The sequence below is a fragment of the Achromobacter veterisilvae genome (genome assembly GCF_900496975.1).
Classification (GTDB): domain Bacteria; phylum Pseudomonadota; class Gammaproteobacteria; order Burkholderiales; family Burkholderiaceae_B; genus Achromobacter; species Achromobacter veterisilvae.
In genome coordinates this window covers 129,940-150,137 of record NZ_UFQC01000013.1, presented here as the reverse complement: position 1 = coordinate 150,137, position 20,198 = coordinate 129,940, and the positions used below count along the sequence as shown (strand labels likewise).

20 protein-coding genes are annotated in these 20,198 nt (G+C 68.4%); 8 read left to right on the top strand and 12 right to left on the bottom strand.

The window, feature by feature from the left end:
• Positions 1–192: 192 nt before the first annotated feature.
• From AVE30378_RS14515 to AVE30378_RS14495, 5 genes are all read right to left on the bottom strand, one after another.
• Entirely contained in the window at positions 193–897 is a 705-nt protein-coding gene (locus AVE30378_RS14515; RefSeq protein WP_129241575.1) for an ABC transporter ATP-binding protein, read from the bottom strand.
• The gene (locus AVE30378_RS14510; RefSeq protein WP_129241574.1) at positions 897–1,664 is read right to left on the bottom strand and encodes an ABC transporter ATP-binding protein; all 768 of its coding nucleotides are present in this window, start codon (positions 1,662–1,664) and stop codon (positions 897–899) included. Before AVE30378_RS14510 ends, AVE30378_RS14515 begins: the two co-directional genes overlap by 1 nt.
• The gene (locus AVE30378_RS14505; RefSeq protein ID WP_129241573.1) at positions 1,661–2,623 is read right to left on the bottom strand and encodes a branched-chain amino acid ABC transporter permease; all 963 of its coding nucleotides are present in this window, start codon (positions 2,621–2,623) and stop codon (positions 1,661–1,663) included. Before AVE30378_RS14505 ends, AVE30378_RS14510 begins: the two co-directional genes overlap by 4 nt.
• Positions 2,624–2,625: 2 nt before the next feature.
• The gene (locus AVE30378_RS14500; protein WP_129241572.1) at positions 2,626–3,546 is read right to left on the bottom strand and encodes a branched-chain amino acid ABC transporter permease; all 921 of its coding nucleotides are present in this window, start codon (positions 3,544–3,546) and stop codon (positions 2,626–2,628) included.
• Positions 3,547–3,754: 208 nt separating this feature from the next.
• A complete protein-coding gene (locus tag AVE30378_RS14495; protein ID WP_129241571.1) occupies positions 3,755–4,918 on the bottom strand; it encodes an ABC transporter substrate-binding protein in 1,164 nt (387 codons plus the stop codon).
• Positions 4,919–5,142: 224 nt separating this feature from the next.
• Here AVE30378_RS14495 and AVE30378_RS14490 point away from each other — a divergent pair, with 224 nt between their 5' ends.
• The 6 genes from AVE30378_RS14490 to AVE30378_RS14465 all read left to right on the top strand — a co-directional run bounded on the left by AVE30378_RS14490 (position 5,143) and on the right by AVE30378_RS14465 (position 10,875).
• Positions 5,143–6,030: an alpha/beta hydrolase gene (locus AVE30378_RS14490; RefSeq protein ID WP_129241570.1), complete on the top strand. Its 888-nt coding sequence runs from the start codon at positions 5,143–5,145 to the stop codon at positions 6,028–6,030.
• Between the two features lie 6 nt (positions 6,031–6,036).
• Positions 6,037–6,531 (top strand): MarR family winged helix-turn-helix transcriptional regulator, encoded by a 495-nt coding sequence (locus AVE30378_RS14485; protein WP_129241569.1) that lies wholly within the window; start codon positions 6,037–6,039, stop codon positions 6,529–6,531.
• Between the two features lie 47 nt (positions 6,532–6,578).
• A complete protein-coding gene (locus AVE30378_RS14480) occupies positions 6,579–7,613 on the top strand; it encodes a hypothetical protein (RefSeq protein WP_129241568.1) in 1,035 nt (344 codons plus the stop codon).
• 121 nt (positions 7,614–7,734) lie between these two features.
• Entirely contained in the window at positions 7,735–8,961 is a 1,227-nt protein-coding gene (gene argJ / locus AVE30378_RS14475; RefSeq protein ID WP_129241567.1) for a bifunctional glutamate N-acetyltransferase/amino-acid acetyltransferase ArgJ, read from the top strand.
• A 92-nt stretch (positions 8,962–9,053) separates the two neighbouring features.
• Positions 9,054–9,920, top strand: coding sequence for an ATP-binding protein (locus AVE30378_RS14470; RefSeq protein ID WP_129241566.1), 867 nt, complete (start codon positions 9,054–9,056; stop codon positions 9,918–9,920).
• Positions 9,913–10,875, top strand: a complete 963-nt coding sequence (locus AVE30378_RS14465) for a Nudix family hydrolase (protein ID WP_129241565.1) — start codon at positions 9,913–9,915, stop codon at positions 10,873–10,875. Before AVE30378_RS14470 ends, AVE30378_RS14465 begins: the two co-directional genes overlap by 8 nt.
• A 254-nt stretch (positions 10,876–11,129) precedes the next feature.
• Here AVE30378_RS14465 and AVE30378_RS14460 read toward each other — a convergent pair whose 3' ends face one another.
• From AVE30378_RS14460 to AVE30378_RS14440, 5 genes are all read right to left on the bottom strand, one after another.
• Positions 11,130–11,870 carry a branched-chain amino acid ABC transporter ATP-binding protein gene (locus tag AVE30378_RS14460; RefSeq protein WP_129241564.1) on the bottom strand — a complete coding sequence of 247 codons (741 nt, stop codon included), beginning with the start codon at positions 11,868–11,870 and terminating at the stop codon, positions 11,130–11,132.
• A gap of 1 nt (position 11,871) precedes the next feature.
• Positions 11,872–12,579 carry an ABC transporter ATP-binding protein gene (locus tag AVE30378_RS14455; RefSeq protein WP_129241563.1) on the bottom strand — a complete coding sequence of 236 codons (708 nt, stop codon included), beginning with the start codon at positions 12,577–12,579 and terminating at the stop codon, positions 11,872–11,874.
• A 13-nt stretch (positions 12,580–12,592) separates the two neighbouring features.
• The gene (locus tag AVE30378_RS14450; RefSeq protein WP_129241562.1) at positions 12,593–13,474 is read right to left on the bottom strand and encodes a branched-chain amino acid ABC transporter permease; all 882 of its coding nucleotides are present in this window, start codon (positions 13,472–13,474) and stop codon (positions 12,593–12,595) included.
• A gap of 9 nt (positions 13,475–13,483) precedes the next feature.
• Positions 13,484–14,476, bottom strand: coding sequence for a branched-chain amino acid ABC transporter permease (locus AVE30378_RS14445; protein WP_129241561.1), 993 nt, complete (start codon positions 14,474–14,476; stop codon positions 13,484–13,486).
• 88 nt (positions 14,477–14,564) lie between these two features.
• Positions 14,565–15,488, bottom strand: coding sequence for a LysR family transcriptional regulator (locus AVE30378_RS14440; RefSeq protein WP_129241560.1), 924 nt, complete (start codon positions 15,486–15,488; stop codon positions 14,565–14,567).
• A gap of 119 nt (positions 15,489–15,607) precedes the next feature.
• Here AVE30378_RS14440 and AVE30378_RS14435 point away from each other — a divergent pair, with 119 nt between their 5' ends.
• Together AVE30378_RS14435 and AVE30378_RS14430 are read left to right on the top strand one after the other, a co-directional pair.
• Positions 15,608–16,840: an amino acid ABC transporter substrate-binding protein gene (locus AVE30378_RS14435; protein ID WP_129241559.1), complete on the top strand. Its 1,233-nt coding sequence runs from the start codon at positions 15,608–15,610 to the stop codon at positions 16,838–16,840.
• A 69-nt stretch (positions 16,841–16,909) separates the two neighbouring features.
• Positions 16,910–18,328, top strand: coding sequence for an amidase (locus AVE30378_RS14430; RefSeq protein WP_129241558.1), 1,419 nt, complete (start codon positions 16,910–16,912; stop codon positions 18,326–18,328).
• Here AVE30378_RS14430 and AVE30378_RS14425 read toward each other — a convergent pair.
• Complete coding sequence (locus AVE30378_RS14425) at positions 18,323–19,915, bottom strand: PepSY-associated TM helix domain-containing protein (RefSeq protein WP_129241557.1); 1,593 nt, start codon at positions 19,913–19,915, stop codon at positions 18,323–18,325. The genes AVE30378_RS14430 and AVE30378_RS14425 overlap by 6 nt on opposite strands.
• Positions 19,916–19,927: 12 nt before the next feature.
• Positions 19,928–20,197: a DUF3649 domain-containing protein gene (locus AVE30378_RS14420; RefSeq protein ID WP_129241556.1), complete on the bottom strand. Its 270-nt coding sequence runs from the start codon at positions 20,195–20,197 to the stop codon at positions 19,928–19,930.
• Position 20,198: the final 1 nt, after the last annotated feature.

Sequence of the window (20,198 nt, the reverse complement as noted above, 5' to 3'; positions counted from 1 at the left end):
GCCTGTCGCCGGCGCGCCACGCGGCACGTCCGGCGCGACAAGTGTAGATAACAGTGGATCCAATTGAAACAGGCGAAGACGCGTGTCATCGCCCGGGACGCCATAAGTTGCAGCGTTGCAATGTAAATGGCGATTTATTGCGGTTTATATCAACGCGGCCCGCGGGCGGCCGCCCCGATTGAGGCTTTCCCGCTACACGCCCAGGTAGCGTTCCCAGAGGCCGCGATCGGCGTCCAGGGCCTGGGAGTCGCCCGTCCACACCACCTTGCCGCGCTCCAGGATCACGTGCCGGTCGGCCAGGCTCAGCAGCCTTTCGACATATTTGTCGATGACCAGGATGGTCTGCCCCGCCTGGCGCAGCCGCGCCAGGCAGTTCCAGATTTCCTCGCGGATCTTGGGCGCCAGGCCTTCGGTGGCCTCGTCCAGGATCAGGAGTCGCGGATTGGTGACCAGGGCCCGCCCGATGGCCAGCATCTGCTGTTCGCCGCCCGAAAGCTGGTTGCCCATGTTGCGCGCGCGCTCGTGCAGGCGGGGGAACAGTTCGAACACCCGCTCCGGCGTCCAGGGCGCGCCGATGTCGGGATTGCGCGCCGCCACGAAGGCCGTCAGGTGCTCGCGCACCGTCAGGTTGGGGAAGCATTGCCGCCCCTCCGGCACGATGGCCATGCCGGCCCGCGCGATGCGGTCCGGGCTCCAGCCGCTGATGTCCTTGCCCGCGAACTGGATTTTTCCGCCGCGCAGGGGCAACTGGCCGAACAGGGTGCGCAGGAGCGTGGTCTTGCCCATGCCGTTGCGGCCCAGGAGGGTCACGACCTGGCCCGCGCCGATCTGCAGGTCCACGCCGAACAGCACCTGGCTGGCGCCGTAGCCGCTCTTGGCCGATTCGATGGTCAGCATCAGACGGTCTCCTCGTCGCCCAGGTAGGCTTGCCGCACTTCGGGGTTGGCGCGGATTTCGTCCGGCGTTCCCGTCGCGATGACCCGGCCGTACACCAGCACGGACAGGCGGTCGGCCAGGCGGAACACCGCCTGCATGTCGTGTTCGACCAGCAGCATGGCGGCGCGTCCCCGCATGGATTCGATCAGTTCGGTCAGGCGGACGGTCTCGTCCGGCCCCATGCCCGCCATGGGCTCGTCCAGCAGCAGCACGCTGGGCCTTGCGGCCAGCGCCAGCGCGAACTCCACCTTGCGCTGCTCGCCGTGCGGCAGGGTGCCGGCCGGACGGCCGAGCAGGCTGGCGTCGATGGCGCATTCCCGCGCCAGTTCGCGCGCCTGTTCGTACAGCGCGGATTCGGCCGCGCGCGGCTTCCAGAAGCGGAGGCTGCTGCCCGCGTGCGCCTGCACCGCCAGCACCAGGTTGTCCAGCACGCTGGACTGCTTGAAGATATTGGTGATCTGGTAGGACCGCGACAGGCCGGCGGACACGCGCTGGTGCGCGTTCATGCCCGTGACGTCGCGGCCGCCCACGGCCAGCGTGCCCGAATCGGCCGACAGCGTGCCGGACAGCAGGTGGATCAGCGTGGACTTGCCGGCCCCGTTGGGGCCGATCAGGGCATGGATCTCGCCGGGATTCAGCGACAGCGACACATTGTCGGTGGCGACCAGCGCGCCGAAGCGGCGAACCAGCCCCGACGCCCGCAGGGCCGGGGTTACGGAAGCGTTCATGATCCCACCTTGCCGGATTGCGGGGCGGCGCGGCCGCCGAACATCGGGCCGAACAGCCCGACCAGGCCGCGCGGCGCGCCGAACACCACGCACAGCAGCAGCACGCCCAGGGGCAGGTGCCAGTATTCGGTCCACAGGCGCAACACTTCCTCCAGCGTCAGCATCACCACGGCGCCCGCCACGCCGCCATAGCGCAGGCCGATGCCGCCCACCAGCACCATGATCAGCAGGTTGGCCGATTGGGTCCAGTGCATCAGGCTGGGCGAAATGAAGAGGTTGTGGTTGGCCAGCAGCGCGCCGGCCAACCCGGCCACGGCGCCGCTCAGGGTGAAGGCCGTCAGCTTGATGCGGAAGACCGGGTAGCCCATGGATTCCATGCGCGACTCGTTCTCGCGGATGCCTTGCAGGGCCGTGCCGAAGCGCGAGGCCACCACGCGCCCGAACGCCCACATGATCAGCGCGAACAGGACCAGCACCAGATAGTAGAAGCTGGTGTCGTCGGCCAGGTCGATGCCGGGCAGGCTGGAATAGCCCGGCAGGTTCAGCCCGTCTTCGCCGCCGTACTGGCGCAGCGAGATGAAGATGTAGAACAGCATCTGCGCGAACGCCAGCGTGATCATGATGAAGTACACGCCGCGCGTGCGCAGCGAGATCGCCCCGGTGACGCAGGCCAGCACCGCCGCCAGCAGCATGGCCGCCGGCCACACGATGGCCGCCGAGGTGACGCCCGCCATGGCCAGGATGCCCACGGCGTAGGCGCCCGCGCCGAAGAAGGCCGCGTGCCCCAGCGCCACCATGCCGCCGTAGCCCAGGATCAGGTTCAGGCTGGTCGCGGCCAGCGCATAGATCAGCACGCGCCGCACGAAGGAAATATAGAAGTCCAGGCCCAGGGCCGGCGCCACCAGGGGAAACACCGCCAGCGCGGCCAGCAGGATCACGGTCCAAATTGTGGATTTCACAGTCAACCCCGCGCCGGAAACAGACCGGACGGCCGGAACACCAGCACCGCCGCCATCAATACGTAAATGGCGATGGCCGCCAGCGTCGGGCCGACGCTGGAAGCCACGGCCGGAGAAAAGACCTGGCGCAGCAGCATGGGCAGGAAGGCCCGCCCCGCGGTGTCCACCATGCCCACCAGCAGCGCGCCGACGAAGGCGCCGCGGATCGAGCCGATGCCGCCGATGACGATGCACACCAGCACCAGGATCAGGATTTCCTCGCCCATGCCCACCTGCACCGAGGTGATCGGCCCCAGCAGGGCGCCGGCCACGGCGGCCAGCATGGCGCCCAGCGCGAACACGCCCAGGAACAGCATCGGCACGCGCACGCCCATCAGCGTGGCCATCTGGCGGTTGGACGCGCCGGCGCGCACCAGGACCCCGGCGCGGGTGCGCGTCACGAACCAGTACAGCCCCGCCGCGGCGGCCACGCCGAACACGATGATCATGAGGCGGTAGGCGGGATAGAGCAGGTCGGGCAGCAGGCGCACGGGCCCGGACAGCGCGGCCGGCATGTTCAGCATGACCGGGGCCGGGCCCCAGATCATCTTGACCAGGTCATTGGCGATGAGGATGACGGCATAGGTGCCCAGCACCTGGGCCAGGTGGTCGCGCAGCGCCAGGCGGCGGATCAGCACGAGTTCCAGCACCACGCCGACCAGGCCGGTGGCGACGGCCGCCACCAGGACGGCGGCAGTGAATGAACCCGTGCGCTGCATGGTTTCGGCGGCCACGTAGGCGCCGGCCATGTAGAGCGAGCCGTGAGCCAGATTCATGATGTCCATGATGCCGAACACCAGGGTCAGCCCGGCCGCGATCAGAAACAACATCAACCCAAACTGCAGACCGTTCAGCAATTGCTCGACGATCAGCGTAAACGTCATAAGAACTTCCCCTTGCTGCGCGTTGCCGATAGCCCCGCGCGCGGCCAAATCACCAAGGCCAATCTGATTGCGCATCGCGCTGGCGCACCCCGCGCCGCGCGTGCAGCGGTGTCACTCCATCCGGATGCCGCGGAGCCGGCTTCGCCGGTCCGCAGGCATGCCCCCTTGAGGGGGAAGCGCGCAGCGCTGCGGGGGTGGGCCCCGCCCTCTACAGTTTGCAGTCGCCCACGTAGACGTCCTGATACTTGTCGAACACCTTGCCCACCAGCTTGTTGGTGACGCGGCCGCTGCCGTCCTTTTCGACGACGCGCAGGTAGTAGGACTGGATCGGATAGTGGTTCTTGCCGTAGGTGAAGCTGCCGCGCACCGAGGGGTAGTCGGCCGTTTCCAGCGCCTTGATGATGGCGGCGCGGTCCGAGGCCTTGCCGCCGGCCTGCTTGACGGCGGCGTCCATGGCCATGATCACGTCATAGGACTGTGCGGCGTAGACCGAGGGGTAGCGGCCGTTGTATTCCTTGCGGAAGGCCTCGACGAAGGCCTTGTTCTGCGGCACGTCCAGGTCGTGTGCCCACTGCGCCGTGTTGTACATGCCCAGCATGGGATCGCCCACGGCCTGGATCACGTCCTCGTCGGCCGAAAAGCCCGGGCCGATCAGCTTGACGCTTTGGGCCAGGCCGGTGGACACGAACTGCTTGACGAAGTTGATGCCCATGCCGCCCGGCAGGAAGATGTAGACGGCATCGGGCTTGGCCGCGCGGATCTGCGCCAGTTCGGCGGCGTAGTCGATCTGGCCGAGCTTGGTGTAGACCTCGTCGCCGGGCGCGGTCTTGTAGCCGCGCTTGAAGCCGGCCAGAGCATCCTTGCCCGCCGGGTAGTCGGGGGCCATGATGAACATCTTCTTGAAGCCGCGGTCGGCCGCGACCTTGCCGGCCGCTTCGTGGAAGGCGTCGTTCTGGTAGGACGTGCCGAACCAGTAGGCGTTGCATTGCGCGCCGGCGAACTGGCTGGGGCCGGGGTTGTTCGACAGATAGGGAACCTTGGCGGCGAACAGCGCGGGGCCGACCGCCAGCGCCACGTTCGAGCCGATGGGGCCGGTGAAGAAATCGATCTTGTCGCGCTGGATGTAGCGCGTGACGAGCTGGCGGGCCTGGTCGGGGTTGCCGCCCATGTCTGTCTGCACGAATTCGGCGGGCTGTCCGCCCAGCTTGCTGCCCAGTTGCTTGATGGCCAGGTTGAAGCCGTCGCGGGCTTCGGCGCCCAGGGCCGAGAACGGGCCGGAAATGTCGTTGGCGATGCCGACCTTGATGGTGTCGGCGCTGGCCAGCGCCGGAACCAGGGCGGCGGCGGCCAGAAGGGAAGTGATCAAACGCATGGTGGTGTGCTCCGTGCGCGAGCCGCGCAGAGGGTGTTCTTCTTGATGAGGGTGCGATTCGAAAGACTTCTATGCCCGGCCTGCCGGCGCCATTGCGCCGCCGTCCTGGGCTACCCGATCCCCTTGTCATAGGGAAAGCTGGCGTGGTTCATAGTTTAGGTTTAAAGTATCCCCCAAAACAAGTCTAGGGTTTTTACCAACGGGGTTTCCCAATAGCGACTGCCATGGCCACGCTCTACCGCAATTACGACCGCGCCGGACTGGACGTTCAGTACAACGCTCGCGCGACAGTACCCGACATCCAGCCGATACTCAAGAAGTACGCCGAAGACAGCGCCGAGGCGCGGCGCACGCTGGACTGCGCGCTGGACGTGCCCTTCGGCGACCACGCCGACGAATCGCTGGACATCTTCCCGGCCGGCGGCGGCGCGCGCAGCGCGCCGGTGTTCGTGTTCATCCACGGCGGCTACTGGCGCCTGCTGTCCAAGAGCGATTCCAGCGGCATGGCCCCGGCGTTCACCCGGGCCGGCGCCGTCGTCGTGGCGGTGAACTACTCGCTGGCGCCGGCCGTCACGCTGGACCGCATCGTGGACCAGAACCGGCGCGCCCTGGCCTGGATCCACCGCCACATCGCCGAATACGGCGGCGACCCGGGGCGCATCCACATCTGCGGCAGCTCCGCCGGCGGGCACCTGGCCGGCGCGCTGCTGTCCGGCGGCTGGCATGCCGGCTACGAGGTCCCGCCCGACGTGATCCGCGGCGCGGCCCCGCTGTCGGGCCTGTTCGACCTGCGCCCCCTGGTGCACACCCACGTCAACGAATGGATGCGCATGAGCGAGGCCGACGCCATCCGCAACAGCCCCGCCCTGCACCTGCCGCAAACGGGCTGCCCGCTGGTGGTCAGCTACGGCGAAACCGAGACCGCCGAATTCAAGCGCCAGAGCGACGACTACCTCGCCGCCTGGCGCGAGCGCGGCTTTCCCGGGCACTATGTGCCGATGCCCGGAACGAACCACTACGACATCGTGCTGACCCTCAACGATCCCCAGAGTCCGCTGACCCGCGCCATCTTCGATCAGATGGGTCTGGCGCCCGCCCCTCATTCCCGGTAACGAACCATGATCAACGCCCCCGACCTGGAATCCCGCGCCGCGCCGGACGATCACCAAGCCCTGCGCCTGTGGCTGCGCATGCTGACCTGCGCCAATCTCGTCGAAAGCGAGATCCGCAGCCGCCTGCGCAACGAGTTCGACACGACCCTGCCCCGCTTCGACCTGATGGCGCAATTGCAGCGCGCGCCCAAGGGCATGAAGATGGGCGAACTGTCGCGCCACATGATGGTCACCAACGGCAACATCACGGGCATCACGGACCAGCTCGAAAAAGAAGGGCTGGTCGTGCGCGCCAAGGTCGAATCCGACCGCCGCAGCTCGCTCATCAAGCTCACCCCGCTGGGCAGGAAGAGCTTCGCCCGCATGGCTCGCGCCCACGAGTCCTGGGTCAAGTCCATGTTCGGCGACCTGCCCGAGGCCACCCGCAACGCGCTGTTCCAGGCCCTGGGCGAACTCAAGCTGCAGGTGGTGGCCACCCGTTCGGCGTCGGCCAAAAGCTGAACCGTCCGCGCTGAAACCGCCCGCCGGTTTGGCGCATAATTGCCGCCATGATTCCGGTTTCCCTTCCTGGCGGTAATTTCTATGTGCTGATGGCGGCTTCGCTGGCCTGCCTCGCCACGCTGCTGACCTGGCTGGCCGTCCTGGCCACGACCCGCAGCGCCCGCCACTGGCTGGGCGGCCACCGCCGCACCGGCACCGCCCTGATGGCGTTCCTCGCCGTCGTCGGCGCCATTTTTCCTTACCAGCAGCTCAGCCTGTGGTTCTCGGCCCAGCGCGACGCCGAGGCCGACGCCGGCCGCAAGACCGTGCTGGCCCAGCCCACGCGGCTGGCCGGCGTGGAGATGCCCGCCGGCACCGAACTCCGCCTGGCCGCACCGGGCGACCTGGCCTCGTTCGACCGCGCCGTCTTTCCCGCGGCGCACCCCGCCCCCATCCTCGGCATCGCGGCGTCGCGCCTGTTCCGCTATGCCGCCCACGACAAGCAGGCCGAGACTCTGTCGGTGGAGATCGAGCGCGACCAGGCGCTGGACGGCTGGCTGTGCGCGCACGGGCACCGGATCGAATTCGTCTTGCGGGACGGGCACCCCCGGTTCGCCAGTTGCCACCTGGCCGTCGGCAATACCCTGGACCAGCAGCCCGTGCCCGCGGGCGCCTGGCTGAAGGTCATCGCCGCCGCCCCCGCGCCCGGCGCGGCCGGGGACGCGCCGCGCTGGCTGCTGCGCACCGAAGGCAGCGACGCCCTGGACGTCGACCGCCTGCCCTTGCTGAAGGTGGACATGCAGTTGGACGGCCAGCGCCGCATGCTGGGCTTCGAAGGCCTGCTGGCCCGCGAAACCGTCCTGGGCGACATGACCTACCCGCCGGGCACGCGGGTGCTGGCCGCCAATCCCGCCCTGCCGGGCGCCCAGGCGGGGGACCTGCTGTTTTCCCCGTCGCGCGGCCGCTCGGCGCGCCGCGCCGGCGGCGACGACGTGCCCGCCGGCAAATCGGTGCTGCAGGCGCCCGACGGCGCCGTGCGCGGCGTATTCGGCAACCGCGAGGCCGGCGTGCTGGACGTGGCGGCCATGCGGATCGGTCCCTGACGGGCGCGTCCCGCGACGTGTAACGTCGCCGGTCCCGAACCGGTGGGATAATACGAAGCTTTCCCCCGCGCGCCGCCTCGCCTGGCGGCGATTCCGTCCTGCTCATTCATGAGACGAAGTCATGGCCGTTAACCTGCAGATCCCCTCCGAGTCCGAAATTTTTCCTGTTGCCGGCGTTGAAATCGGCGTCGCCGAGGCCGGCATCCGCAAAGCCAACCGACGCGATCTGACGGTATTCCGCCTGGCCGAAGGCACCAGCGTCGCCGGCGTCTTCACGCGCAACCGCTTCTGCGCCGCCCCCGTGCAGGTCTGCCAGGCCCACCTGGCCGCCGGCGGCCCCATCGGCGCGCTGGTCATCAACACGGGCAACGCCAACGCCGGCACCGGCGAGGAAGGCCTGAAGAAGGCCCAGGACACCTGCGCGGCGCTGGGCCAGTTGCTGGGCCTGCCCGCCGCCCAGATCCTGCCGTTCTCCACCGGCGTCATCCTGGAGCCGCTGCCGCTGGACCGCCTGGTCGCCGGCCTGCCCCGCGCCATCGCCGACCTCGGCGTCGACCGCTGGGCCAGCGCCGCCCACGGCATCATGACGACCGACACGCTGCCGAAGATCTACTCGGCCCAGGTCCAGATCGAAGGCAAGACCGTCACCTTTACCGGCATCAGCAAGGGCGCGGGCATGATCCGCCCGAACATGGCCACCATGCTGAGCTTCCTGGCGACCGACGCCGGCATCGCCCAGCCGCTGCTGCGCAAACTCGCCGGCGAAATCGCCGACGCCTCGTTCAACCGCATCACCGTCGACGGCGACACGTCCACCAACGACTCCTTCATCATCGCCGCCACCGGCAAGTCGGGCGTCAACGTCAATAGCGAATCCGACGCCGCCTACGCCGCGGTGCGCGAGGCCCTGGCGGCCGCCGCGCTGGACCTGGCCACCAAGATCGTGCGCGACGCCGAAGGCGCCACCAAGTTCATGACCATCCGCGTCGAAGAGGCCGGCAACACCGAGGAAGCCCTGAAGGTGGCGTACGCCGTGGCGCACTCGCCGCTGGTCAAGACCGCCTTCTTCGCGTCGGACCCCAACCTGGGCCGCATCCTGGCCGCGGTGGGCTACGCCGGCATCGACGACCTGGACGTCTCCGGGATCCGCCTGTGGCTGGACGACGTGCTGGTGGCCAAGGACGGCGGCCGCAACCCCGCCTACCAGGAAGCCGACGGCCAGCGCGTGATGAAGCAGGCCGAGATCCTGGTGCGCATCGCGCTGGGTCGCGGCCAGGTGAGCGACACGGTCTACACCTGCGATTTCTCGCACGAGTACGTGTCGATCAACGCCGACTACCGTTCATAAGATAAACAGGTGTCTGACACCCTGTAGATGAGCTTCAGGCTCGACGGGTATCTCATTGGGTGTCAGACACCTCCCTCCCCAGGACTTGAGACGTGACCGCAACCGAGTTTTCCACCCTTATCCAGCGCGCCGAACGCGTGCTGGCCCAGTTGGAAGCCTGGCTTCCTCCCGCCCCGCCCGAAATCGACTGGAGCGCCCACGCCTTCCGCTGGCGCAAGCGCGGCTCGCGCGGCTGGCTGGACGCCGTGCGCCACGTGGCGCGCATCGACATGGAAGACCTTCAGCACATCGAGCGCCAGAAGGCCATCATCGACCGCAACACGCTGCAGTTCATCGAAAAGAAGCCCGCCAACAACGTGCTCATGACCGGCGCCCGCGGCACCGGCAAGAGTTCGCTGGTCAAGGCCATGCTGGCCGCCTACGGCGACCGCGGCCTGCGCCTGATCGAAGTCGACAAGTCCGACCTGGGCGACCTGGCCGACATCGTCGAGCTGGTGGCCGCGCGGCCCGAACGCTTCATCGTGTTCTGCGACGACCTGTCCTTCGAGGAAGGCGAGGCCGGCTACAAGGCGCTGAAGTCGGTGCTGGACGGCTCGGTGTCCGCCTCCGGCGACAACGTGCTGATCTACGCCACCTCCAACCGGCGCCACCTGATGCCGGAATACATGAGCGAGAACCTGGCGGCCAAGCACCAGCCCGACGGCGAGATCCACCCCGGCGAAACGGTCGAGGAAAAGATCTCGCTGTCCGAGCGCTTCGGCCTGTGGCTGTCGTTCTATCCCTTCAAGCAGGACGACTACCTGGACATCGTCTACCACTGGCTGCGCGAGCTGGGCTGCCCGGAAGCGCAGATCGAGCCGTCGCGCACCGAGGCCCTGCAATGGACGATCGAGCGCGGCTCGCGCTCGGGCCGCGTGGCCTACCAATTCGCGCGCGACTGGGCGGCCCGGCATGTCTGAGAAGATCGTCGACGTCGCGGCCGGCCTGATCCTGCGCCCGGACGGCATGCTGCTCCTGGGGCAGCGCCCGGAAGGCAAGCCGTGGGCCGGCTGGTGGGAACTGCCGGGCGGCAAGCTCGAACCGGGCGAAACCGTGCTGGAGGCGCTGGCGCGCGAACTGCACGAAGAAATCGGCATCCGCGTCACACAGTCGCGCCCCTGGGTCACCTACGTGCACGCCTACCCGCACACCACCGTGCGCCTGGCGTTCTGCCACGTCACGGGCTGGGAAGGCGAACCGCGCAGCCTGGAAAACCAGCGCCTGGAATGGGTGGATCCCGCCCAGGCGGCATCGGTGGGCGACCTGCTGCCCGCCACGCTGCCGCCGCTGCGCTGGCTGCAACTGCCCACCGCCTACGGCATCAGCAGCATCGGCTCGCGCGCCGGCGTGCCCGCGTTCCTGGGCCGTCTGGACGCGGCGCTCGCGCGCGGCGTGAAACTGGTGCAGTTGCGCGAACCGCAATGGCCGGACGGCGTGGGCGCCAGTTCGCTGCATGAAGTGCTGCAGGCCGTGCTGAAGCGCTGCCGCGCCGCGGGCGCCCGCCTGCTGGTCAACAGCGTCCATCCCGCCGCATGGTGGAAGGAAGCCGACGGCGTGCACCTGCGCGGGGCCGACGCGGCCCGCCTGACCGCCCGCCCGGCGCTGCCCGCCGGAGCGCTGGTGGGCGTGTCCGCCCACGACAACGCCGAAGTCGTGCACGCGCGCGAAATCGGCGCGGACTTCGCGGTGCTGGGCCCCGTGCTGGAAACGGCGTCGCACCCGGGCGCCCCCACGCTGGGCTGGGAAGGATTCGTCGCCGGCAACCGCGACGCGGGCATCCCCGTGTTCGCGCTGGGCGGCCAATCGAGCAGCACGCTGTCGGCCGCGCTGCGCCACGGCGCGCACGGCATCGCGGGTATACGCGGCTTGCTCTGAATCGTCCCGGTGAGGTCAGTGTCTGACACCCCTGCGAGATGACGCAGGTGTCTGACACCCCTACGGCAAGGCGTTTCAGGCTTGAGGCAGCGCTTCCGGGTGTCTGACACCCCGGAGGGAAGACGTTGCCGCCACGGTGGGTGTCTGACACCCGGAAGCGTCTCTTCAAGCCGCGCCGTCATCTCGTACGGGTGTCAGACACCTGCGTCATCTCGCAGGGGTGTCAGACACCTGCGGTGCGGCGGCGAGACACCTCAATCGATCTTGTAGTCCATCCACGAAGCGACCATCTCCCGCAAGCCGCCGCCGTCCTCGAAGGATTCGCGGTCGCCCTCGGCCTTGTTGCGCCCCAGTTCCAGGATATACATATAGTCGGACACCTCCGCGCAGCGGCGCACGTTCTGGTCCACCAGCACCACCGTCATGCCCTCGTCGGCGAACCCGCGGATCAGGCCATAGATCTCCTTGGATATCTTCGGCGCCAGCATCGCGGTCGGCTCGTCCAGCAGGATCACCGAAGGCTCGATCAGCAAGGCCCGGCCGAACTCCACGAAGCGCTGCTGCCCGCCGCTCATGCTGGACACGGGGTCGTTGCGCTTCTGCGCCAGAATGGGGAAGCGGTCGTAGACCGAATCGATGCGCCGGCGCACCCGCGCCTTGTCGCCGCGGAACGGCCAGCAGCCCAGCAGCAGGTTGTCGTGCACCGACAGTTCGCCGAACAGGCTGCGGTGCTGCGGCACGAACGCGACGCCGTGGCCGGCCCGCTCGTGCGAAGGCTGCGCGCTGATGTCCTCGCCGCGCAGCGTGATGCGGCCGGTGCGCGGCGGCAGGAAGCCGAACAGCGTCTTCAGCACCGTGGACTTTCCCGCGCCGTTGGGGCCGATCACGCCGGTGACCTTGCCCGCGCGCGCCTGGACGTTGATGCGGTTCAGGATGGTGATGTCGCCGTGGTAGGCGACCGTCACGTCCTCCAGCGCGATGATAGGCGTGCTCATATCAGGCTCCCAGATAGGCTTCGACCACCCGCGGGTCGGCGCGCACGCGGTCGGCGTCGCCCTCGCACAGGATCGCGCCTTCGTTCATCACGATGATGTGGTGCGATAGCTGGTAAATGGACGTCAGGTCGTGCGACACCAGCACCACCGAGCAATCGTGTTCGGTCGGCAGTTCACGGATCACCGAGATCAGCAACTGGGCCAGCGCCGGATTGACGCCCGCGAAGGGTTCGTCCAGCAGCACCACCTTGGGCCGCGCCACCATGATGCGCGCCAGCTCCACCAGTTTCTGCTGGCCGCCGGACAGTTCCTCGGCGTAGTTGTGCCGCAGGCGGTGCAGTTCCACCTTGTGCAGCCAGTACTCGGACTGCGCATAGCGTTCGTCGGCGCCGCGGCCCGCCTGCTGCTGGGCCACGTCCAGGTTGTCCAGCAGGCTCAGTTGGCGGAAGATGCGCGGCACCTGGAAAGTGCGCCCCACGCCCAGCCGGGCCACCTCGTGAATCTGGCGGCCGGCGATGTCGCGGCCGTCCAGTTCGATGCGGCCTTCGTCCGGCGTGTAGATGCCGTTGATGCAGTTGAGCATGGTGGTCTTGCCCGACCCGTTCATGCCGATGACGCCCAGGATGGAGCCGCGCGGCACCTCCAGGTCGACGCCCTGCAAAGCGACCAGCCCGCCGAAGCGCTTCTTGAGATTCGTGACTTTCAGCATGTCCGGCTCCCGGTCAGCGCAGCGCCTGGCGGCCGAACAGGCCGCTGGGCTTGACGAAGATCATCGCGACCATCAGCGCGAAACCGCAGATGGTGGCGATGGACGGGTTGAAGAACACCACCGACACCTGTTCGGTGACGCCGTACAGCAGCGCCCCGACCAGCGCCCCCACCGGATGGCCCAGCCCGCCCAGCACGATGACGATAAAGCCGATCAGGGTGTAGTCGTTGCCCATGAAGGGCGAGAACGCCGGGAACACCATCGCGACCAGCACGCCGCTGGCCGCCGCCAGCCCGACGCCCAGGCCGAACGCCACCGCCGACAGGCGCTCGGCGTTGATGCCCACGATGCGCACCGCGTCGCGGTTCATGATGATGGCGCGCAGCGCCTTGCCCAACTGGCTGCGGTACAGGAACAGCGTCAGCCCGCCGATGATGGCGAGCGCGATGACCAGCGCCAGCAGCCGCACGGTGGGAATCAGGACGGGGCCGAACTTCAGAAACACCGGCTCGATCTCGTACGGCAGCGAACGCGCGTCGGCGTCGAAGGCCAGCAGCATCAGCGCGCCCAGCATGATGGACACCCCGAACATCAGCAAGAGCGAACTGATTTCGGGATCGTCGGCCTTGTTCAGCCGCGGAATCAGCACGAAGTACAGCAGGTAGCCCGCCAGGAAGAAGGCCGCGAAGGCCAGCGGCAGCGCCAGCAGCGGGTTGATGCCGGCATATTCCAGCAGGTAGAACGCGAAGTAGGCGCCCAGCACCAGGAATTCGCCGTGCGCGAAGTTCACCACGCGCAGCACGCCGAACACCACGTTCAGCCCCACGCCGATCAGGCCGTAGATGGCGCCCAGGATGAGGCCGTTGATCAGGCCCTGGATAATCAGTCCGGTCATGGCGGCTCCTCAGGCGATGTAGCGGCGCAGTTGCGGCTTGCGCTTGATCAGGCTGCCGACGATGCCGCGCGGCAGGAACAGCATCAGCAGCACGATGATCAGGCCCAGCAGCAGCAGGTTCACCACCGGGAATCTCTGCCAGATCACGTGGTCGATGCCCAGGAGCGCCAGGGTGCCCGCGACCGGCCCGAGGATGGTGCCGAAGCCGCCCGCCATGGCGTAGATGATGCTTTTGGCGGTGATCAGCACGTGGAAGGCGTATTCCGGATCGACCACGTTGGTGTACCAGGCCTCGATGCCGCCGGCCAGCGCCGGGAACAGCGCCGCCAGCAGCCATGCCTTCAGCCGGGTATTGGGAACGTGGATGCCGACGCAGGCGGCGGCGCCGTCGTCGTCGCGGATCGCCTTGAGCGCGCGGCCCAGGCGCGATACCGACAGCCAGGTGACCGTGGCCAGCGTGGCGCCCATCACGATCAGCATGGCGTAGTAGCTGTGCGCCGGATTGTTGGCGTTGGACAAGATGATGCCCATGCTGCCGCCGGTAAAGGACTGGGGCAGGTTGGAAATGACCAGCTTGACGATGGTGGCCAGCGCCAGGCTCACGATGCCGAAGTACACCCCGCGCAGGCGCAGCGTGGGTGCCAGCAGCAGCGCGATGGCCACTCCCACGCCGCCCGCGGCCAGCAGCGAGGGCAGGATCGGCCAGCCCAGGATCTTGTAGCAGATGCCGGTGGCGTAGGCGCCCACGCCGTAGAACACCACGTAGCCGAACGGCAGGTAGCCCGTGAAGCCCACGCAGATGTTCATGGCGCTGGCCATGGTGATCCACAGCATCAGGTAGAACGCGAACGAGATGTTCGAGGTCGCCAGGGGAATCGCGGCCAGGACGGCCGTCAGCGCGACAAAGACGGTCATTGCGATGCGGGTGCGCAATCGCACCGCGCGCTGATCCTGCGCGCGATGCGACGCCGCGCCCGCCGCCAGGGCGGGACTGCTGCTCATGGTGTCTTCCTCCGGGCCTGTCCGGGCTGGATGGCCGCTTTATTTGGAGGCGATTATGACCGATAAATCCATAACTTCAGGTTAAGTATTAACCCTGAATTGGTCCTGGAAACGCTTCCGCCAGCACCTGGCGCAGTTCTTTGATGAACTGAAGGGCGATCTGCGAAGGCTCCCGCCCGCGGGCGTAGACGGCCGAGATGTTCAGGGGAATGCGCTCGGCCAGCGGCACGATCGCGACGTCGGGCATGGTGTTCTGCATGACGGTGAATTCGTCCACGATGGCGATCCCCACGCCGGCGTTGACCAGCGCGCACGCCAGTTGGCTCCAGGGCACGTCGGCGCACATCCTGCAGGGCAGCCCGGCCTGCTCGAACGCCCCCAGCACCAGCATGCCGAAGGGCATGCGCGTGCCCACCACGATGTGCGGATGCGGGGACAGATCAGCCAGGCTGACCTCGGCCCGCTGCGCCAGCGGGTGGGATTTCGGGATCGCCGCCACCATCCGGCCCACGTGCAGCGGCTCGGACGTCAGGAAGGGATGGTCCGCCTGCATGACCACCAGGCCAAGCTCCGTCTCGCCCTGCAGCACCTCGGTGATCAGGCTGGGCAGCGCGCTGGTGTTCAGCCGCAACAGCAGTTCCGGATGGCGCTGCTGGAAACGCGCCACCGCGCGCGGTACCAAGAACTGCGCCAGGCTCGGAATGGAGGCCAGCCGCAGCACCCCCGTGCCATGCTCCGACAGCGCGTCGGCCAGGTCGTTGACGCGCTGCATCATGCGCTGGGTTTTTTCGATTTCCTCAAACAGGCTGTGCACTTGCGGCGTGGGCCTGAGCCGCCCGCGAACCCGCTCGAACAGCGTCAGCCCCATGGACTTCTCGGTCTGCGCCAGCATCCGGCTGACCGCGGGCTGCGAAATATTCAGCAGGCGGGCGGCGCCGCTGATCGATCCGGCCATCACGATGGCCCAGAGCATTTCGGTCTGTCGGTAGTTCAATTTATTCAAGGCGTGCACTCCATGCCTATTTGTTATACGCTTTCTCGCGTATTGGGCAATTATTGCCCAATACCGGGCCTGGCACTCAAGCGCCGCGGGAGGAAAGGCCCACATCCAAAAACGATAGGAGACAACCCATGTTCGCGAAATCCTGGCTGTTCCGCTTACCGGCCCTGGCCTTGGCCATGGCCGCCCTGACGCCATCCATCGGCGCCGCCCAGACCTCGGATAAGATCCGGGTCGGCATGACCGTTTCGTCCACCGGCAGCTTCGCCCTGGCGTCGCAGTCGGGCGTGCGCGGCGTGGAGCTGTGGGTGGACGACGTCAACCGCCGCGGCGGCATCGAAGTCAACGGCAAGAAGTACCCGGTCGAACTGGTCAAGCTGGACGACCGCAGCGACAAGCAGATGGTGACCCGTGTTTACGAACGCCTGATTGTCGATGAAAAAGTGGATCTGGTGTTCGCGCCCTTCGGCTCCACGCTGACGGCCGCCGCCGCGACCGTGACGGAACGGCTGGGCAAGTACATGATGGTCTGGTCCGCCGCCAGCGACGACCTGTACAAGCAGGGCTTCAAGAACATGGTCTCCGGCACGCAGATGCCGGTGTCGGCCATGCTGCGCGCCAACATGGAGCTGGCCGCCAGGCAGGGAGTGAAGAAGGTGGCGCTGCTGTATTCGGACGAACCGTTCCCCGCGGGCCTGGCCGAAGGCGGACGCGAACAGGCCGCCAAGAACGGCATGCAGGTGGTGCTGTTCGAAAAATATCCGAAGGGCCAGAAGGACTTCAGCACCATCCTTCAGAAGGCGCGCGCGGCCGGCGCCGAAGCGCTGGTGCCGACCTCGTACGAGGGCGACCTGATCAGCATGACGCGCCAGATGAAGCAGTTGGACATCAACTTCCCGTACGTCTTCATGGTGTATGCGTCGACGCCCCAGTTCCAGGCCATCGGCGCGGACGCGAACTACATCTACAGCCACACCAACTACCATCCCGCGATCAACTGGAAGGTCAACGCCGGCATGACGCGCGAGCAGTTCGCCGCGGCCTACGACCGCCAGTTCCCCAAGGCCGAGTTCCCGCCCGATTTCCAGACGGCGCTGGCCTATGGCGCGGGCGCGCTGACCGAAGAGATCGTGAAGAAGGCCGGCAACACCGACGCGGCCGCGCTCAAGAAAGCGTCCCTGGACCTGTCCGGCAAGCTCACCGTCATGGCCGGCCCGTATGCCATCGACGACACGGGCAAGCAGCTCCTGATGCCCTTCCCCGTCGTGCAGCTCCTGCCCGGCAAGGGCATGGTGCCCGTCTGGCCCGAGGACGTGGCCACGCAGAAGCCGGTGTACCCGACCCCCGACTGGAACAAGCGCTAGACCCGCGCTGAGGATCCCACAGCAGGCGGCACGGCAGTCCGTGCCGCTTGTACATCGACTGAGGAAAACATGTCTGACATTGCATTTGCCACGCTGGGCGAACTGGCGCAAGGCCTGGCCGGCGGCCGCTACAGTTCGGTGGAACTGGCGCGGCACTACCTGGACCGCATCGACCGGGCCAACCCCGCGCTGGCCGCCTACGTCAGCGTCGACCGCGAAGGCGCGCTGAAACTGGCCGAAGCCGCCGACGCGCGCCGCCGCGCGGGCTACGGCCTGCTCGGCCCGCTGGACGGCCTGCCCGTGGCGGTCAAGGACCTGTGCGACATCCAGGGCCAGGTCACCACGGCCGGCTCGCAAGCCTGGCGGCAGCGCCGCAGCGAAGTCACCGCCACGGCCGTGACCCGGCTGCTGGACGCCGGCATGGTGGTGCTGGGCAAGACGCACATGGTGGAGTTCGCCTTCGGCGGCTGGGGCACGAACCCCGTGATGAGAACGCCGCGCAACCCCTGGGACCTGGTCCGCGCCCGCATTCCCGGCGGCTCGTCCAGCGGCTCCGGCGTGGCGGTCGCGGCGGGCCTGGCGCCCGCCGCGCTGGGCTCCGACACCGGCGGCTCGGTGCGCATTCCCGCCGCGCTGAACGGCATCACTGGCCTGAAGACCACGCGCGGCCTCATCAGCCTGCACGGCTCGGTGGCGCTGTCGCACACGCTGGATTCCATCGGGCCGCTCACCCGCGACACGCGCGATGCGCTGCTGCTGACGCAGGCCCTGTCCGGGCCCGACCCGCGGGATCCCGTGACGCGGGGCGTGCCCCCGTTCCGCTTCCTCGAACCGGACGCCGGCGCGAGGCCGCTGCGCGGCATGCGCATCGCCATCATGCCGGCGGCGCAGTATCCCATCGCCGTCGACGCGGCGGTGCAAAGCGCGCTGGACGACGCGCGGCGCGTGCTGGCGGGCCTGGGCGCGGAACTGGCGGAAGCGCCCTTCCCCTTCGACTTCCACGACATGATGCTGCGCAACGGCCTGATCATCGCGGCCGAGGCCTATGCGCAGCACCGCGACTACATCGAGGACGACAGCCTGCCCATCGGCCGCTACGTGCGTTCCCGCGTGGTGTCCGGCAAGGGAGTGGGCGCCGCGGATTACATCCGGGCGCTGCAGGCCCACGCCCAGGCCTGCGCGGCCTGGCAAGACTGGATGCGCGATATCGACGCCGTCCTGGCGCCCTGCCTGCCCTTCGCCGCCTGCCCGCTGGAAGAAGTGGACGAAGCCGCCACGCCGCTGGCGGCCTTCACCCGGCCCGGCAATTACGTCAATGCCTCGGGCCTGGCCCTGCCCGCCGGATTCACCGCCAACGGCCTGCCCATCGGCGTGCAACTGCTGGGCAAGCCCAACGGGGAAGGCGCGCTGGGCCGCATCGGCATGGCGTTCCAGGCGGCGACCGACTGGCACCTGCGGCGGCCGGACCTGGCGGCCGCCGGCCTATAGCCCGGCGGCGCCCGCCCTCGCCGGCTTGGCTCTTGGCGAGCCTTTCGGCTTGTGGCGGGCGGTGCGCAGGGCCAACGCCGCGTGCAGCGCGGCCAGCGCCCACAGCGCCAGGTCCATGCCCGCGTAGACCCAGTCCCCTTGCGCGAGGCTGCGCCACAGGCCGCGCGGCGTGACGAGGGCATTCAGCGCGGGCAGCAGCGCCAGCAGGGCGCACGCGAGCCATAGCAGCTCCACCCAGGCGCGCTTGGGTGGCCGCGCCGCGGCATAGACCGCCGCCAGCGCCCAGGCGATGAAGAACAGGTGGATCTCCCAGTCCGCCCTGGCGGGCACGCCGCGCGGCAACAGCCGGTTGCCCCACAGGAACGCCGCCATGGCGACGGACAGGCCGGCGATCGCCGCGATGTTGAGCCGCTCCACCAGGCGGAAGCCGAAATACGGCCGGTCCGGGTCCGGCAGTTTCGCCCTGCGCTTGACCGTCCAGAGCACCAGGCCGGTTCCCACCATGGCCGTGCCCGCCAGGCTCACGAGGAAGTAGAGCCACCGGACCAGCGTGTCGCCGAACCGCCCCAGGTGCAGCGCGTAGAGCACGCCCCGCGTCTCCGCCGCCGGGCCGACTTCGTCGTGGCTTTGGAGCAGCCGCCCGTTCGTGCCGTCGAACACCAGATAGCGCGGGCTGACCGACACGCGCCCGTCCTCGCCCCGCACCATCACCACCCGCGCCGCCGCATCGCCCGGATTGTTGACCGTCACGCGGCCCACCTTGTCCTTTCCCCAGCGCGCTTCGGCCTGCCTCAGCATGTCTGCGACGGAAGCCAGCGGCGCACGGGCTCCGGCGGGCGGCCCGGCGGGCACCAGGGCGCTCATCTGCGCGAAAAGCGCCTGGCGCGCGGGCGGCGTCTTGAAGGCCGCGTCCGCCCCCCAGGGCATATAGAGCAGCATCAGCATCACCAGCCCGCTGTAGGTGATCATGAAATGGAACGGCAGGCCCAGCACCGACAGGGCCACGTGCGCATCCAGCCACGAGCGCTGGCCCTTGCCCCGGCGGAAGGTGAAGAAGTCCGCGAAGATCTTCTTGTGCGTGATCACGCCGCTGACGATCGCCACCAGCATGAACATGGCGCACAGGCCGACGATCCATCGCCCCGCCATCGTCGGGATGTAGTGCAGATTGAAATGGAAGGTATAGAAGAAATCGCCGCCCCGGGTGTCCCGCGCCGACAGTTCGTTGCCGGTGGCGGCGTCGAAGACGCCGTTCTTGAAGCGCGGCCCGCCCCGCCAGAACGCCGGCACCGCGGGATTGCGGGCGGTGGGCAGGGCGATGCTCCACTGCGCCGAGCCGGGCGCATGCCGTTCGCCCATGGCGTCGACCATCCGCTGCGCGACCTCGGCCGGGTCCAGCCGCTGCTGCGCGGCGGGCAGCTCGGGCCGCATCCAGGCCGACAGCTCGTCGCGGAAGTAGCTCACCGTGCCGGTGAGGAACATGGCGTAGAGGATCCAGCCGGCGAGCAGGCCGGTCCAGATGTGCAGGTCGGACATGGTCTGGCGGATGCCGCGCGCCTTGCCCGCGGCCGGGCGTGGGGAACTCATCGCGAAGCGCCCTCAGGCAAGCCAGGCCGCCGCGAGCAGCGGGATCGCCGCCACCGCCAGCCCCGTCCACGCGCGCCGCGCCGAGCGCACCGCGAACACCCACACCACCGCGCCCGCGTACAAGAGGAAGCTCGCCATCATGCCGGTGAAGACGGCTTCGGTGCGCGCCAGCGGCAGCGCCAGCGCGGCGACGGAGGCCAGCGCCGCGAGGGCGTACCCGCCGAACAGGGCCGCCGCGATCCGGGAGACAAGGGGAAAGGGAATCGGGCGGCGGCCGGTCACG